General features: G+C 60.0%; 9 protein-coding genes. 4 read left to right on the forward strand and 5 right to left on the reverse strand.

Translation table 11 applies throughout. The annotated features are described in order from the left end of the window. Window positions 1-35: 35 nt before the first annotated feature. The 3 genes from HDF16_RS04545 to HDF16_RS04555 are packed head-to-tail and all read right to left on the reverse strand — an operon-like array spanning window position 36 to window position 4,109. Window positions 36-857: a fumarylacetoacetate hydrolase family protein gene (locus HDF16_RS04545; RefSeq protein ID WP_184213911.1), complete on the reverse strand. Its 822-nt coding sequence runs from the start codon at window positions 855-857 to the stop codon at window positions 36-38. After that, window positions 854-2,851 carry a YjhG/YagF family D-xylonate dehydratase gene (locus tag HDF16_RS04550; RefSeq protein ID WP_184213912.1) on the reverse strand — a complete coding sequence of 666 codons (1,998 nt, stop codon included), beginning with the start codon at window positions 2,849-2,851 and terminating at the stop codon, window positions 854-856. The genes HDF16_RS04545 and HDF16_RS04550 overlap by 4 nt, the downstream gene beginning before the upstream one ends. Next, the gene (locus tag HDF16_RS04555) at window positions 2,841-4,109 is read right to left on the reverse strand and encodes an MFS transporter (RefSeq protein WP_184213913.1); all 1,269 of its coding nucleotides are present in this window, start codon (window positions 4,107-4,109) and stop codon (window positions 2,841-2,843) included. The genes HDF16_RS04550 and HDF16_RS04555 overlap by 11 nt, the downstream gene beginning before the upstream one ends. A 224-nt stretch (window positions 4,110-4,333) precedes the next feature. Here HDF16_RS04555 and HDF16_RS04560 point away from each other — a divergent pair, with 224 nt between their 5' ends. Beyond that, window positions 4,334-5,659, forward strand: a complete 1,326-nt coding sequence (locus tag HDF16_RS04560) for a glycerate kinase type-2 family protein (protein WP_184213914.1) — start codon at window positions 4,334-4,336, stop codon at window positions 5,657-5,659. Between the two features lie 22 nt (window positions 5,660-5,681). Here the strand turns inward: HDF16_RS04560 and HDF16_RS04565 are convergent, their stop codons facing one another. After that, window positions 5,682-6,392, reverse strand: coding sequence for a PP2C family protein-serine/threonine phosphatase (locus HDF16_RS04565; RefSeq protein ID WP_221312474.1), 711 nt, complete (start codon window positions 6,390-6,392; stop codon window positions 5,682-5,684). Window positions 6,393-6,630: 238 nt separating this feature from the next. After that, window positions 6,631-7,617 carry a transglutaminase-like domain-containing protein gene (locus HDF16_RS04570; protein ID WP_184213916.1) on the reverse strand — a complete coding sequence of 329 codons (987 nt, stop codon included), beginning with the start codon at window positions 7,615-7,617 and terminating at the stop codon, window positions 6,631-6,633. Window positions 7,618-7,789: 172 nt separating this feature from the next. Here HDF16_RS04570 and HDF16_RS04575 point away from each other — a divergent pair, with 172 nt between their 5' ends. The 3 genes from HDF16_RS04575 to HDF16_RS04585 are packed head-to-tail and all read left to right on the forward strand — an operon-like array spanning window position 7,790 to window position 14,384. Further along, a complete protein-coding gene (locus HDF16_RS04575; RefSeq protein WP_184213917.1) occupies window positions 7,790-10,990 on the forward strand; it encodes a transglutaminase family protein in 3,201 nt (1,066 codons plus the stop codon). After that, the gene (locus HDF16_RS04580) at window positions 10,987-13,479 is read left to right on the forward strand and encodes a circularly permuted type 2 ATP-grasp protein (protein ID WP_184213918.1); all 2,493 of its coding nucleotides are present in this window, start codon (window positions 10,987-10,989) and stop codon (window positions 13,477-13,479) included. The genes HDF16_RS04575 and HDF16_RS04580 overlap by 4 nt, the downstream gene beginning before the upstream one ends. Before the next feature lie 8 nt (window positions 13,480-13,487). Further along, entirely contained in the window at window positions 13,488-14,384 is an 897-nt protein-coding gene (locus HDF16_RS04585; protein WP_184213919.1) for a transglutaminase family protein, read from the forward strand. The last annotated feature ends 3 nt before the right edge of the window (window positions 14,385-14,387 follow it).

Genomic DNA, 14,387 nt, shown 5'->3' on the forward strand with positions numbered 1-14,387 from the left:
CGGTCAACAACCTACTCTGATTGACGTCGCCGCTGTTACGCGACGTGATTCTCAAGAATGCCGATCCCGGCGATCGAAATGCGGATGACGTCGCCGGAGAGCAGGGTGAAGTCGTCGCCGGGAACGATGCCGGTCCCTGTCATCAGGAAGACGCCATGCGGAAATCCCTGGTCGCGGAAGAGGTATTCGACAAGTTGCGTTGGCTCTCGCTTTAACTCAGCAAGCGTAGTGTTTCCTTGGAAGATAACTGCACTTTTACGCTGGATTTCAATCTCGATGCTGATTGATTTCGACAGGGGTTCGTCGGCAAGAAGAATCGCCGGACCCAGCGCACAGCTTCCATCGTAGACCTTGGCCTGCGGCAGATAGAGCGGATTTTCGCCCTCAATATCTCGCGAACTCATGTCATTGCCGATGGTATAGCCGACGATCTTTCCGGATGGATTGATCACCAGCGCGAGCTCAGGCTCGGGTACCGACCAGCTTGCATCGGACCGGATCCGCACTGCCCCGCCGGGCCCGATCACCCGCCATCCCGCACCCTTGTAGAACAGTTCAGGTCGCTCTGCGGCGTAGACACGATCATAAAATGAGCTTCCACCAGCCTCCTTGCTCTCGGCGATTCGAGCATCCCGGCTGCGAAAGTAAGTGACGCCCGCCGCCCAGACTTCCTGCTCGACGATAGGAGCGATAATCGATGCCGCGCCCATTTGAACCGGTGCAGTCTCGGCCGCCTGCCGCGCAATCGAGAAGAGGTCTGGGTCGGCGAGAAGTTCGCTCCAGCCTCTGTTAGGAAGAGTGTGGAAGCTACCCTCAGCTTCGACCAGGATGCCTTGGGTGGTTCTGTATAGCTTCATGCGTCGATCTTCCTTTCAATTGGGTGTCGTGCTTCTGTCTCAGCACCGCGTTCCAACTGGGCGAGGATGCTGTCCGTGTCATACACGCAGCCGCCCCAGACCCCGCCGCTTGCGTTGGTCAGCGCTGCCCATAGCCTCGTGTCATCGGGCAGGTCTGGATGTGCTGCGAGATCCGAACGCGGTGCGCGCGCCTCGAGGCGTCGGCGGCCTTCTTCCGGAGTGAATTTCTCATCCGTTTCGCCTACTAAGTCGATGGAGCCATGCAGTGCCCGTCTGTCGACGGCGATCTCAATCACATCCCCCTCACGCACCTTGCCGATTGGCCCTCCAGCGAGCGCTTCAGGAGAGATGTGCCCAATGCACGCGCCAGTTGACACACCACTGAAACGAGCATCGGTCAGTACCGCGACGTGTTTGCAGAAGGGCAGATTCTTGAGTGCGGAAGTGACCTGATAGATCTCCTGCATACCGGCACCGGCCGGACCTCCGCAGATCAGGACAATCACGTCGCCGTGTGAGACGTTGCCCCTCTTGATAGCGTCGATCGCAGCGGCCTCGGTGATGAAGACGCGCGCCGGACCGGAGTGCCGGTACGCGCCCTCCTCATCGATGAGTGACGGATCGATGGAGGTGCTCTTGATAACCGAACCTTCGGGAGCGAGATTGCCGGAGGGGAAGCAGACGGTGGCAGTCATGCCGCTCGCGCGTGCGCGATCAGGCGAGAGAATGACGTCGTCGGGATCGATGCCATTGAGGTCCATGAGCCGCGCTCGAAGAGCGGCGCGGCGTTCACTCTGCTTCCACCAGTCGAGGACTTCATCGAGCGTATTGCCTGACACTGTTCGCACCGCAGTGTCGAGCAGACCAGCCTCGCGCAGATGAAGCATCACCTCCGGCACGCCTCCCGCAAGAAAGACCTGCACTGTGGCATAGCCGTGCGGACCGTTGGGCAGCGCATCGACGAGACGCGGAACCTGCCGGTTGATCGAGGCCCAGTCGTCTTTGCTCGGACGAGGAAGACCTGCGGCGTGAGCAATCGCCGGGATGTGGAGCAGGAGATTGGTCGATCCTCCAAAAGCAGCGTGAACCACCATCGCGTTGCGCAAGGCGGCAGGCGTGAGAATGTCTCGTGTGCCGATTCCTAACTTCGCCATGCGCAGTAGAGCCCGCGCCGAACGTGCCGCCGCATCGAGCCAGATAGGCTGTCCCGAAGGCGCCAGCGCTGTGTGCGGCAGCGAAAGCCCAAGCGCTTCTCCGACGACCTGTGCCGTAGCCGCAGTGCCCAGAAACTGACAGCCCCCGCCCGGAGAGGCGCACGTCTTGCAACCCATCTCCGCCGCATACTCCAGCGTGATCTGGCCCTGCGCAAAGCGAGCGCCGATGGTTTGGATCTTGCCTGCATCCTCGCCCCCTTCGGGCGACAAAGTCACGCCCCCGGGCACCAGAATGCTGGGATAGCTGCCCGAGGAGGCAAGCGCCATCATCATCGCGGGCAGTCCCTTATCGCATGTGGCGATACCGAGCACGCCCTTCCGCGTCGGCAGCGATCGCATCAACCGCCGCAACACCATGGCCGCATCGTTGCGATAGGCCAGCGAATCGAGCATCCCCGCCGTGCCTTGGGTCCGTCCGTCGCAGGGGTCGGTACATGCGCCGGCAAAAGGAATGGCGTGTCGATTGCGAAGTTCGCGCGCCGCCTCCGCCACCAGCAGTCCTACCTCCCAATGGCCGGTGTGAAATCCAAGCGCGATGGCAGTACCATCCTGCGCGCGCATTCCGCCGTGCGTACTCAGAATAAGAAACTCGGGGTCGAGCAGCCGTGCGGGTTCCCATCCCATGCCTGCGTTTTGCGACAGACCAAAGAGATTGCCCGAGGGTTCGTTCAGCAGCATCTCCGGTGTGATGGGCAGCGAACCGCTTGGGCCCGGCGCGTGGGTCTTCACATCGGCGAAGAGTGCCGGACTGCTATCGAGAATTTCGGCATCAGTGAGCATGTGCCTGGACCACCTTACCTCGACCTGATCTACCTGGATCGCGCACGAAGAACATCAGTGCCGCAGAACAAACAAACGACATCGCCATAAGAAGATATCCCGCACGCGAACTGCCCGTGACAGCCTGCAGCCAACCGACTGCGTAGCTTCCAAAGAACCCGCCCAGAGCCCCAGAGCTGTTGATTGTGGCAAGAACCTCTGCGGCAACGTTGCGCGGCACAAGCTCCGGAACCACTGCGAAGAAGGGACCGTACGGCGTGTACATGCAGGCACCCGCGACGACCAACCCAGCGAAGGCAAAGGCAAAGCTGCTCTGCGCGAAGGCGAATGAGAAGAAGAGCCCAAGGCCCGCACTCAGCAGAAACGGCCAGATCATCGAAACCCGGCGCAGGGTGCGATCTGACCTGCGCGAGACGAGCAGCATCAGCAAAACAGCGACGAGATAAGGTGCTGCCGACAGCAGTCCGGTCCTTCCCATGGAGAGTGCTGCACCCTGCCGCACCATAGTTGGGAGCCAGAGCACAAAGCCGTAGACTCCGAGGCTCCAACAGAAGTACGCCGCGATGAGTAGGAGAACATCGCGGCGAAGCAGCGCAAGTCGAACGCTGCCGATGGGCGCGATCGAACTCTGTTCGGCGTCCAGTTGTGCTTCAAGCGCGGCCGAGGCGCCAGGCGTCATCCACTTCGTCTGGCCCGGCCGGTCGCGGATGATTGCGATCCATCCAAACGCCCAGAGGATGGAAGGAATGCCTTCGATGATGAACGTTCGCTGCCACCCTATCGATTGAATGAGAAAGCCCGTAATGGCTGACATCCACAGAACGGTGATCGGATTCGCAAGCATCAGAATCGTATTGGCGCGCGACCGCTCCTGCCGGGTGAACCAACGCGTGATGAGGAGCAACATCGCGGGAAAGATGAAGCTCTCCGCGACGCCAAGCAAAAACCTTACGAGAGCGAGCATCCAGAAGCTGTGAAGCACGCCCGTCATGGCTGCCAGAGATCCCCAGGCGACGAGCGAGAGGGCCACAAGCCTGGTCGCGCTCCGCTTGCGGGCGAGGATCACACCCGGCACCTGAAAGATGAAGTAGCCCAGAAAGAACAGCGCACTCAGCAAGGAACTCTGCCTGCCGTCGATCCGAAGGCTCGCGGCCAGGCCAGCCGCTGCGCCGAACCCGTAGTTCGCACGATCCAGATAGGCGAGGCTATAAGTGATGAAGACAGCGGGCAGAACGTACCACCATCGGCGACCGAGCACCGCTAGCGTATTCGCGTGGGCTGTCTCTGGCTGCGCGGAAACCCAAGGAGGCGTTAGATTGGAACCGCGGCTGGAGAGGCTCAGGACTGCTCCTTAGACAAAAAAATCACGACGAAGCGAAGAACGCTGCATGAGGTTCAATCTGTAAGGCGATCATGATACGTTCAACCGCTTTACATTGTCATTGCGAGGCGAGACGGGCCATTCAGGGGAGGCATAAACATTTGACGGAACTGGCAGAGATCGCGCGAACCATCTTCGCTAACTCACTCAAGACGGTTGACCTCGGCCATCGCGTCTCGTCGCAGGTCTCTGTCAGTGCGGACTCCTTCGTTCTTTCCGGATCTGTGATTCCCTTCTCTGAGGTGGATGAGGTCATCACGATCGCCGTTGGCAAGGCTGCAGCCACCATGTATTCCGCTATCGAACAGGTCCTCAACCCGGTGCGGAGCCTGCGGCGTCGCGGAATTGTTGTCGGACCTGCGCATCACAAAACGGATTGGCCCAACACCGAATTCTTTGCGGGTGCGCATCCCATCCCGGACTCTGTCTCCCTGGACGCAGCCCAAGCCGCTCTCGCGATGCTAAGTACTGCAACCGCTAGAAGCGTTTTCGTGTTCCTGATCAGCGGAGGCGCGTCCGCCATGATGGAGCAACCGATCCACGAGTCAATCTCTCTTCGAGACATAGACTCGTTCTACGACACCCTGATCAGCTCCGGCCTGTCGATTGCCCGCATGAATGCATTGCGGAAACATGTTTCGGCGGTAAAAGGCGGGCGTCTCGCGGAGGCCGCTTCAGCAGCCCGATTTCAACTGACACTGCTCGTCTCGGACGTCCCGACATCCACCCCCGACGCAATTGGATCGGGCCCAACACTCCCTGACAGCACTACGCTTGCAGACTGCCTGCACATACTCGATGAGTTGGGTCAGCATTCGCAGGTCCCTCAAAGCGTCAGGGCCTTTCTTGAAAGCCCTGAATGCCCGGAGACACCTCGCACGGACGAGCCGATCTTTGCTCGGTCTCAATGGCGAACAGTGCTTTCAAGTGATGACCTTGCCGAAGCAGCATCCGTTCATGCGCGTGCCGCAGGCTTTCACGTCGTGATCGACAACACATGCGATGAGTGGGAGTACCGCAAGGCTGGAGCTTACCTACTCGACCGCAGCAGGATGCTCGCTGAGAAGTATCGAAAGAGCTGTCTCATCTCGGTGGGAGAGATCGGCGTCCAATTACCAGCCGTACCGGGCTTGGGCGGACGGAACGGGCACTTTGCCCTGTGGTGTGGGGAGCAGGCCGCTCTGAGCGGAGAAGATGTCACGATCTTCAGTGCTGGTTCCGATGGCATCGACGGCGGCAGCGACGCTGCAGGCGCCATCTGCGATCAACATACAGTTCAGGAGGCGAACAGGCTTGGTCTCTCTGTCGAGGATGCCCTGCTCGAATTCAATACGGATCCGCTGTTGAATGCAATCGGGGCTTTGGTCAAAACCGGGCCGACGGGAAACAACCTCCGCGATCTGCGTCTATTCCTGCGATCCTCTTGAACGATGCGCTCGCTGCCCAGGCCTAGATGATCCGCACTAGAGCCAAGGCGGTCATATCTTCTCGTACCGAATTCCCTCTGAATGGCACCCACTCCCAGCGATTCTTCTCAAACCGATGCGCAGCCGCCAGCACCGCCTGGCATGCCCCACTCGCGGACTTATAGTTCGCGCTCTCTAGCAGTTCAATGACTCTCTTCGGACCAAACGGATTCTTGTTCGCCATGCTGCCCGTAACGCCCTTAGTCACCACCATCAGCATTGCCCCCGGCTCAAATGCTTGAATCGAAGCGTCATATGGCAGGTGACTAAATAGTCCGAGCGGCACGGACGCATTCGGCAAAGCCCTGGTGCCTTGTGAATCGCGAAACAACGCCGTCTGGCCGCCGGCATTGATGTATGCGAGCACTCCAAGCTGCGCATCGTAGCAACCAACCATCGTCGGGGCGAAACGAGCCCCTTTCGCCACCGCCATCATTGCCTGGTTGATCGCATGGACTAACATCTCCGTGGCTTCCATCAGGTTCACGTCGACGGCGCTGAAGGCTTCCGCAGAGCCCGCCCGAAATGCTCTTTGCATCTCCGCCGAGATTGGATCGAGCTCGGGCCTTCTGCCTGCAATATCACTCAAAAGGAAAGCGACGCGCGGCCCCACCTCTACCGCGTCGAACAAATCTCCCCCGGTCCGTTCGGAGTGGTACTGGGCATGAAGATCGATCCCGTTCGCATGGCCCAAGTCCGCTCGCCATGGCTCTTGACCTGGTAACGGCAACCCCAACTCTGCGTAACCCATCGCACGCTCCCCGTTACACTTTACGGAATTGTAGCGTGCGGTTCGCCACTCCAGGCACAGAGATCTGCTCTCGTAGATTCTTCGGCGCGAGTACAAGCAGACGACCTTCGCGGGAAAAAGCGGAGCTCCATTGCATACCAGTTGCCAGGCTGGGTTTGCTGAAACTCCCAAAGAAGAGCCATTAGGATGTAGCCGATTGAGTCTGTGTAGGACTCGACTCGCTGTTCGTTTGAGTCGGAGTGCTGTGCTCGGCCACAGGCAGGTCGCCGTTCTCCCTCAGACCGGCTGATGGCAGTGGCAATGTCTTCCCCTCTGCGTCGATCTCCCTCGAATCCACATAGAAGTGGGTCAGGTGAGCAGTCCCGAAGCTGGTCGTGATGGCAACATCGGCGGCATCGCGTCCCGTTGCCATGAGGATCCTTCCCAACCGGCGAAAGTTGTGGCGAGCATCCAGATCGATCCACTTGCCATCAAGAAACACCTGATACCACGCACTGAAGTCGCCCGGTCCGCTGAAGGGTCGGCGGATGTCCCCGATATAGCCGGTGACATAGCGGGCAGGAATGTTCTGGCAGCGCGTCAGCGTGATGGCTAGATGCTGGAAATCGCGGCAGACGCCCACTCGCTCGGTCAGCACATCCATGGCAGTCTTGGTGGGGCGGGCGGCGTTGTAGTTGAAAGCTACCTTCTCATGCACCCAATCGCGGATGGCCACGGCACGCTCCCATCCGGATGGATATTGGCTGAACAGATCGTGCGAAAGTGCGCCGAACTGGTCAACCTGGCAATAGCGGCTGGGCAGGAGAAACTGCAGTACTTCGGGGGGCAGATCGTCGATCTCGGATTGTTTCGCGTCGGGATGAGGCTGGTCTGCACCTTCATCGGCATCCACCACACTGGAACCAGACAGCCACAAGTATCCAGCAGGAGCAATAAAGCGCGCGCAGCGGTTTCCGAAAGCGTCGGTGTACTCGCGCGAGGGGACGATCGACTTCGTGTAGTCGGTCGACGACGGGCTGTGACTGAAGGGATCGTCCAGCGACTCGATCACAAGCTGATTGCCGGAGCGCAGATTTGGCTCGACCGAAGGATGCAGATGAAGCATGGCGACGATCGCCGTTGGGGCAGGGAGACGAAATTGAATGTCGAAGTCGGAAAAAATGAGCAAAGAAGACTCCTGAGTTAAGTTGAGGTCGAATAGTCGTCTTCGCGAATCACAAGTTTAGCGCGGCTCTGCGTATCGCAGCGGCTCTCGAATCGGATTGGCTGAACCGAGAAAGATTGCCCGTCGTTCGATAGACGCTATACATGTCTGATGCAACATATAGCATGAGATATCCATGGACAAAACTGTAGAGCTCCATCATCGAACCGCCTATCGATATGAAAGACCGGTCTCGTTTGGGCCCCAGGTCATCCAGTTGCGGCCCGCGCCGCACTGTGCAACGCCCATCATTCGCTATGCGTTAAAGCTGAAACCGGCCGAGCACATCCTGAACTGGCAGTTCGATCCGCTGGGCAATCACCTGGCACGCGTGATTTTTCCGCAGAAGGTATCGGAGTTTGTCGTCGATGTGACCCTGGTTGCGGACATGACGCCGATCAATCCGTTCGCGTTCTTCCTTGATCCCGGTTTTGAGACGTTTCCGTTTGAATATCCAGACGATCTGGCGCAGAACCTTGAGCCGTATCGCTCGATTGCGCCCGCAGGCCCACTCTTCAAGGCCCTTCTGAGAGAGATCCCTCTAGAGCCACAGAGCACAGTTGCGTTCGTCGGAAGCCTGGCAGCGCGGGTGCGTGACCGCATCGGATATACCGTGCGCCTGGAGCAGGGCGTGCAGACCTGCGAGCAGACCCTCGATCAGCTCACCGGATCTTGCCGCGATTCTGCCTGGTTGCTCGTACAGCTATTCCGATCGCGAGGACTGGCGGCGCGCTTTGTCTCGGGATACCTGATTCAGCTGGCTCCGGACAATCCCGGCAACGCGGATCCGGCGGCGCCAAAGACTGACTCCGCCGATCTGCATGCCTGGGCCGAGGTCTTCCTTCCCGGTGCAGGATGGATCGGCGTGGACCCGACCTCTGGCCTCTTCACCGCCGAAGGACATATTCCGCTGGTCTGTACTCCGAACCCCTCACAGGCGGCTCCAATCGGGGGCACGGTGGAACCAGCGAAGGTGGACTTCAGCTTCAACGTGTCTGTTCGGCGCCTGAACGAAGCGCCCAACCTTGCGAAGCCATTTTCCGACGAGCAGTGGGCCAAGGTGCGCGAGGTGGCGCATGAGGTCGATCGCAGGTTGGCCGATGAGGGCGTGGGGCTGACGATGGGCGGTGAGCCGACCTTTGTAGGCGTGGACGAGCCCGAAAGCGGACAGTGGAACCTCGAAGCGCTGGGCGCGATCAAACGCACCCGGGCGTTGATCTTGATTCGCCGCTTGCGCGAGCGTACTGCCCCCGGCGGTCTGCTGCACTTTGGCCAGGGCAAATGGTATCCCGGGGAGCCTCTACCACGCTGGGCCTACCTCTGTGTCTCCCGCGTTGATGGCGTGCCCATCTGGGAGAATGGAAACCTGATTGCTTGGGAAGATGATGTCACCAGCTTCGGCATAGATGACAGTCGGCGCTTCCTCGAAGCACTCTCACACCGTCTTCAAGTCACCCGTCAGAGCATCCTTCCCGCATTTGAACCGGGCCAAGCCGACGAACCTACCGGATACATTCTTCCGTTGCGTCGTCGCCAGCCTGAAGGCCGCCTCGCGTGGTCGAGCCAGCTATGGTTCGAGCGCCCGGAGCGACTGATCCTCTTCCCCGGTGATTCGCCCATCGGCTACCGCATCACCGCCGATCTCGTGCCCTTCGTCGCTCCGGATGAACTCACTTACGAGACGGAAGAACTGCCTGCGTCGCCAGCCCGGCATCCGGAACTCTTCGCAATTGAACCTAACCCTGATCTCCTGCCTCCGCTGTCGAGCACGGCAGAGACTGCACCGGAACTCATCCGCCCCGCCCTGTGCGTTCAGGCAGTGGAAGGCCGCCTCCACGTCTTCCTTCCTTACACGCCTGTGGCTGCGGACTATCTCGACCTGATTGCTGCAGTCGAAGACACTTGCAAGCACCTTGGCATGCCGGTGTGGCTGGAGGGCTATCCGCCGCCGTATGATCCGCGGCTGCGGTTCTACGGGCTCACTCCGGACCCCGGCGTGCTGGAAGTGAACCTGCCGCCTACGGCGAACTGGGACGATCTTGAAGAGCTCAACGCAATCCTGCATGAAGAGACGCACGGCAACCGCTTGATCGCGGGCAAGTTCGCCTATGACGGCAGCCATCTTTCTACCGGCGGCGGCAGCCACATCGTGCTCGGCGGCAAGTCCGTGACAGAAAGCCCCGTCCTTCGCCGGCCTGACCTGCTGCGCAGCATGGTCACCTTTTGGCAGCGGCATCCTTCGTTGTCGTATCTTTTTTCCGGCATGTACGTTGGGCCGACCAGCCAGCATCCGCGTGTCGATGAAGCCCGCGTGGACGCGCTGTATGAACTTGAAGTCGCCTTCAGCCAGCTGACGGGCGGAGATGTTCCGCCGTACATCCTCGACGGTCTATTCCGTAATCTGCTGGTGGATGTGACCGGCAACACGCATCGGGCAGAATTTTGCATCGACAAGATGTACCCACCCGAAGGACAGGGGCTACGTCTCGGGCTGCTGGAGTTGCGTGCGTTTGAGATGCCTCCGCACTTCCGCATGGGACTGGTCCAGATGCTGCTGGTGCGAGCGCTCGTCAGCACACTTTGGAAGCAGCCCTTCACTGGCGAGCTTATCCGCTGGGAAGGCACGTTGCACGACCGTTATATGCTGCCGCACTTTGTTCACGACGACTTCAAGGAGGTCCTGCGTTATCTTCGCTCGGTGGGCCTGGAGTTTGAAGAGAGCTGGTTCCGCACCCACCTCGAGTTCCGCTTTCCGAAGATCGGAAGCGTCACAGCGGAGGGCGTCACGCTGGAGCTTCGTCAGGCGCTTGAGCCCTGGAACGTTCTTGCAGAAGAGACGAGCGCTGGCGGCACAGGTCGCAGCGTGGACTCATCGCTCGAGCGCATGCAGCTCAAGGTGGCCGGGCTGCCATCGGGCTCGCGCTTCGTGGTCTCCTGCAACGGACGCCGCGTACCTTTGACCTCGACTGGAGCCGAGGGCGAAGCCATAGCGGGCATCCGCTACCGCGCTCGTCGGCTAGCCGCCACGTTGCACCCCACCATTCCCATCCATACCCCGTTGACCTTCGACCTGATCGATACGTGGAAGAACCGTGCGATCGCGCGCTGCACATACTTCTCGGCAGCGCCGGATGGAACGATCTATACCGCCCGGCCGCGCGATGCGGAGGAGGCGAAGATTCGCAAGTTGCAGCGCTTCGTGGTATCTGAGCCGCCGTCGGAGCCGATGCTCACGCCCCCGGAAGAGAAAAATCCTGTCTATCCCATGACGCTCGATCTGCGTTTCCCGGCGCCGGGTGCATCGCTCGACTTCGGGCCAAAGGAGCTGGTGCCTTGATCGGCGACCTCTACCAGACCGCGCTCCGCTACGGAACGACGTACGAAGAGTCGTCGACTGACGGCGTGCGTCCACGCCCGCATTGGGAGCCACTGATCCACTCGCTCGACCAGCTGGGCACCGAGGAATTGCGGCGACGCTGGGCGCTTGCCGAACGGAGCATCCGCGAAAACGGAATCACCTACAACATGTACGGCGATCCGCTGGGCGTGAACCGCCCGTGGAAGACGGATGTCGTACCTCTGTTGCTGCTCGAAGAAGAATGGAAGTTTATCGAGGCCGGCATCATTCAGCGCGCAGAGCTCCTCAGCCGCTTGCTTGAAGACCTTTACGGCGACCAGAACCTGCTGAAGAACGGGCATTTTCCTGCGGCGCTCCTGTACGGCAATCCTTCATTCTTGCGGCCCCTCGTCGGCGTGCCAGTTCCGAAGCATAGCCATCTTCATATGCTGGCCGTCGATTTGGCTCGCTCGCCGGATGGCAAATGGTGGGTGCTGGCGGACCGCACGCAGGCTCCGTCGGGCAGCGGCTACGCCCTGGAGAATCGCACCATCGTCTCCGACCTTCTGCCTGAGCTCTTTCGCGAGTCCAACGTAAAACGCCTGGCTCCATTCTTCCGTGCGCAGCGCGAGGCGCTCATCGCCATGGCTCCGCGCGAGAATCCACGCATCGTGCTGTACACGCCGGGGCCGCATAACGAGACTTACTTCGAGCACTCGTTCCTGGCAAAGTATCTCCAGTTCACGCTTGTGGTCGGCTCAGATATGACTGTGCGCGATCGCCGCCTCTACTTGAAGACAGTCAGCGGGCTGGAGCAGGTGGACGTGATTCTGCGCCGGGTGGACGACGGATTCTGCGATCCACTGGAGCTGCGCGGTGATTCGCTGCTTGGCGTCCCTGGGCTGGTAGAGGCGATCGTTGCCGGCAACGTGACGGTCGCAAACGCTTTGGGGAGCGGATTGATCGAGTCCGCCGCCATCATGCCTTTCCTTCCCGGTCTATCAAGGCACTTGCTGGGAGAAGAGTTGAAGCTGCCGTCTGTGGCCACTTGGTGGTGCGGTCAGGATCGCGCGCTGGACTGGGTCCTCAACCATCTCGATTCCGTCGTCGTGAAGCCAGCTTTCCCTTCACGCGGCATGGAGCCGGTCTTCGGATCGGAGCTTCCCGAAGCCAAAAAAGCCGAACTCATCGAACGTGTACGCGCCTTCCCGCACGAGTATGTCGCTCAAGAGCAGGTGACGCTCTCGACTGCCCCAGTCTGGGAGGATGATCGCCTCAACCCTCGGAGCATCGTTCTCCGAACCTTCGTACTGAATACGCCAAATGGTTGGATCGCGCTCCCCGGCGGTCTCGTCCGTGTCTCCGAGGCCGATGGCACGGTGGTCTCGATGCAGCGTGGCGGCCATAGTAAGGACGCCTGGGTGCTCTCAAACGATCCGGTGGATACGTTCAGCATGTTGCGGCCCGTCAACGAGCCCCTGGAGTTGCGCCGCGCCTCCCACATTGTCCCCAGCGGCGTCGCCGACAACACCTTCTGGCTTGGCCGGTATGTCGAGCGCGCCGAAAACATCGCCCGCATCCTGCGCTGCCTGGTCCCCAAGGTTCGGCACGGGGAGGTATCGGAGCTTGGCGGGCTTATGAGTCTGCACAGCAGTCTCGGCTCCAGCAAGAGCAAACTTCGCAAGACGAAGCTTGCGGCGACCACCTTTGCTCTCTTCGAAAAAGAACTTCTTTCGATGCTTACCGATATCAAGCGCTGGGACAGTCTGCCAAGCACTCTGGCTGAAGTGGGGCGCATCGGCGGCAATGTGCGCGAGCGCCTGTCCGCCGACTTGACGCTGCTCATCGGACAACTTCGCACGGCAATGGACGCAGAGCCGGGCGTGCCTTTAGCCGAGTATTCCGGGATGCTCACCGGGTGCCTGGAGCTGCTCTCCGCCTTCTCCGGCATGGAGCGGGAGAACCTCATTCGCGGCTCGGGCTGGTTGTTCATGAGCATCGGCAGGCGACTCGAGCGGGCGATCTACATGACGCGGCAGCTTCGCGTCATCACCCGTCCGCTCTCCGCGGAGAATTGGGACTATCTCGCCTATCTACTTGATGTCGCGGATAGTTCCGTAACCTATCGGACTCGGTACTACACCACACTTCAGCCGATTGCTGTGATCGATGTACTGATGATGGATGAGACCAACCCCCGCTCGCTTGCCTTCCAGATCGAGCACCTTGTGGAACTCTATGAGAAGTTGCCCCGGCACGATACCGGCGACCTGAAGACCATGGTGAACGCGCTGAACCGGCTTCGCAGCCTCGACCTCCAGGCGATGCTCTATCCCGCCCAGGACAAGCTTGGACGCCGCAATGCAGCGCTTGGGCGGCTCGACCGGCTACTCGCCGACTTTGAACAGCTGCTGCCGTCCTGGTCGAACAACCTGTCCAGCCGCTACTTCAGCCACGCACGAACTCTTCCAATCACCATGGGACAATGAAGTAGGCCATGCTTTACAAGATCAACCACCGAACGACGTACAGGTATGTCTCTCCGGTGTCGGTGGGCAGTCACGTAGCGTGCCTGAAGCCGCGATCTTATGAGCAGAACCAGGTCGTTCAAAACTCGCTGAAGATCTTCCCTGAACCCAAGACGCTTGACGAGCGCATCGACTACTTCGGGAATGCGCTCTGGTTCTTTACGATCGAAGAGCCTCACAAGGAGCTTATCGTCGAGTCCTTCAGCGAAGTCCTGCGTACAGGCGATCGGGTACCGGACGCCCGCGCATCTCTTCCCTGGGAGGAATCGACCCTCCTGTTGCGTGAAGATCACACTCCCGAGGGACTCGACGCCTACCAGTATCAGTTCGAGTCGCCTCGCATTCGGATCGCGAATGATTTCGCAGCGTATGCTCTGGAGTCCTTCACGCCAGGCCGGATGATGCTTGACGCTCTCACGGAACTCACCTCGCGCATCCACAAAGACTTCCGCTTCGACTCACGCGTGACGACGGTTCGGACCACTCCTGAAGAGGTGTTCAAGAAGCGAGGTGGAGTCTGCCAGGACTTCGCACACGTTCAGATTGCCTGCCTCAGGTCGATCAAACTTGCGGCCCGTTATGTCAGTGGCTATCTCAGGACGTATCCACCGGCAGGCAGGCCGAGGCTCATCGGCGCGGACGCATCTCACGCATGGATCTCTACCTATTGCCGAGGGGCCGGATGGATCGACATGGATCCAACCAACGACATCGCCCCGACCGACGGGCACGTCACCCTGGCCTGGGGACGAGATTACGGCGATGTCAGCCCGCTTCGTGGGCTCATCCTTGGTGGGGGTTCACACGATCTTCAAGTAGAAGTGGACATGGAGCCTATCGACGTCTTACCCCGTATCGCCTTTTGATTG

This window comes from Granulicella aggregans, from assembly GCF_014203275.1.
Lineage (GTDB): Bacteria > Acidobacteriota > Terriglobia > Terriglobales > Acidobacteriaceae > Edaphobacter.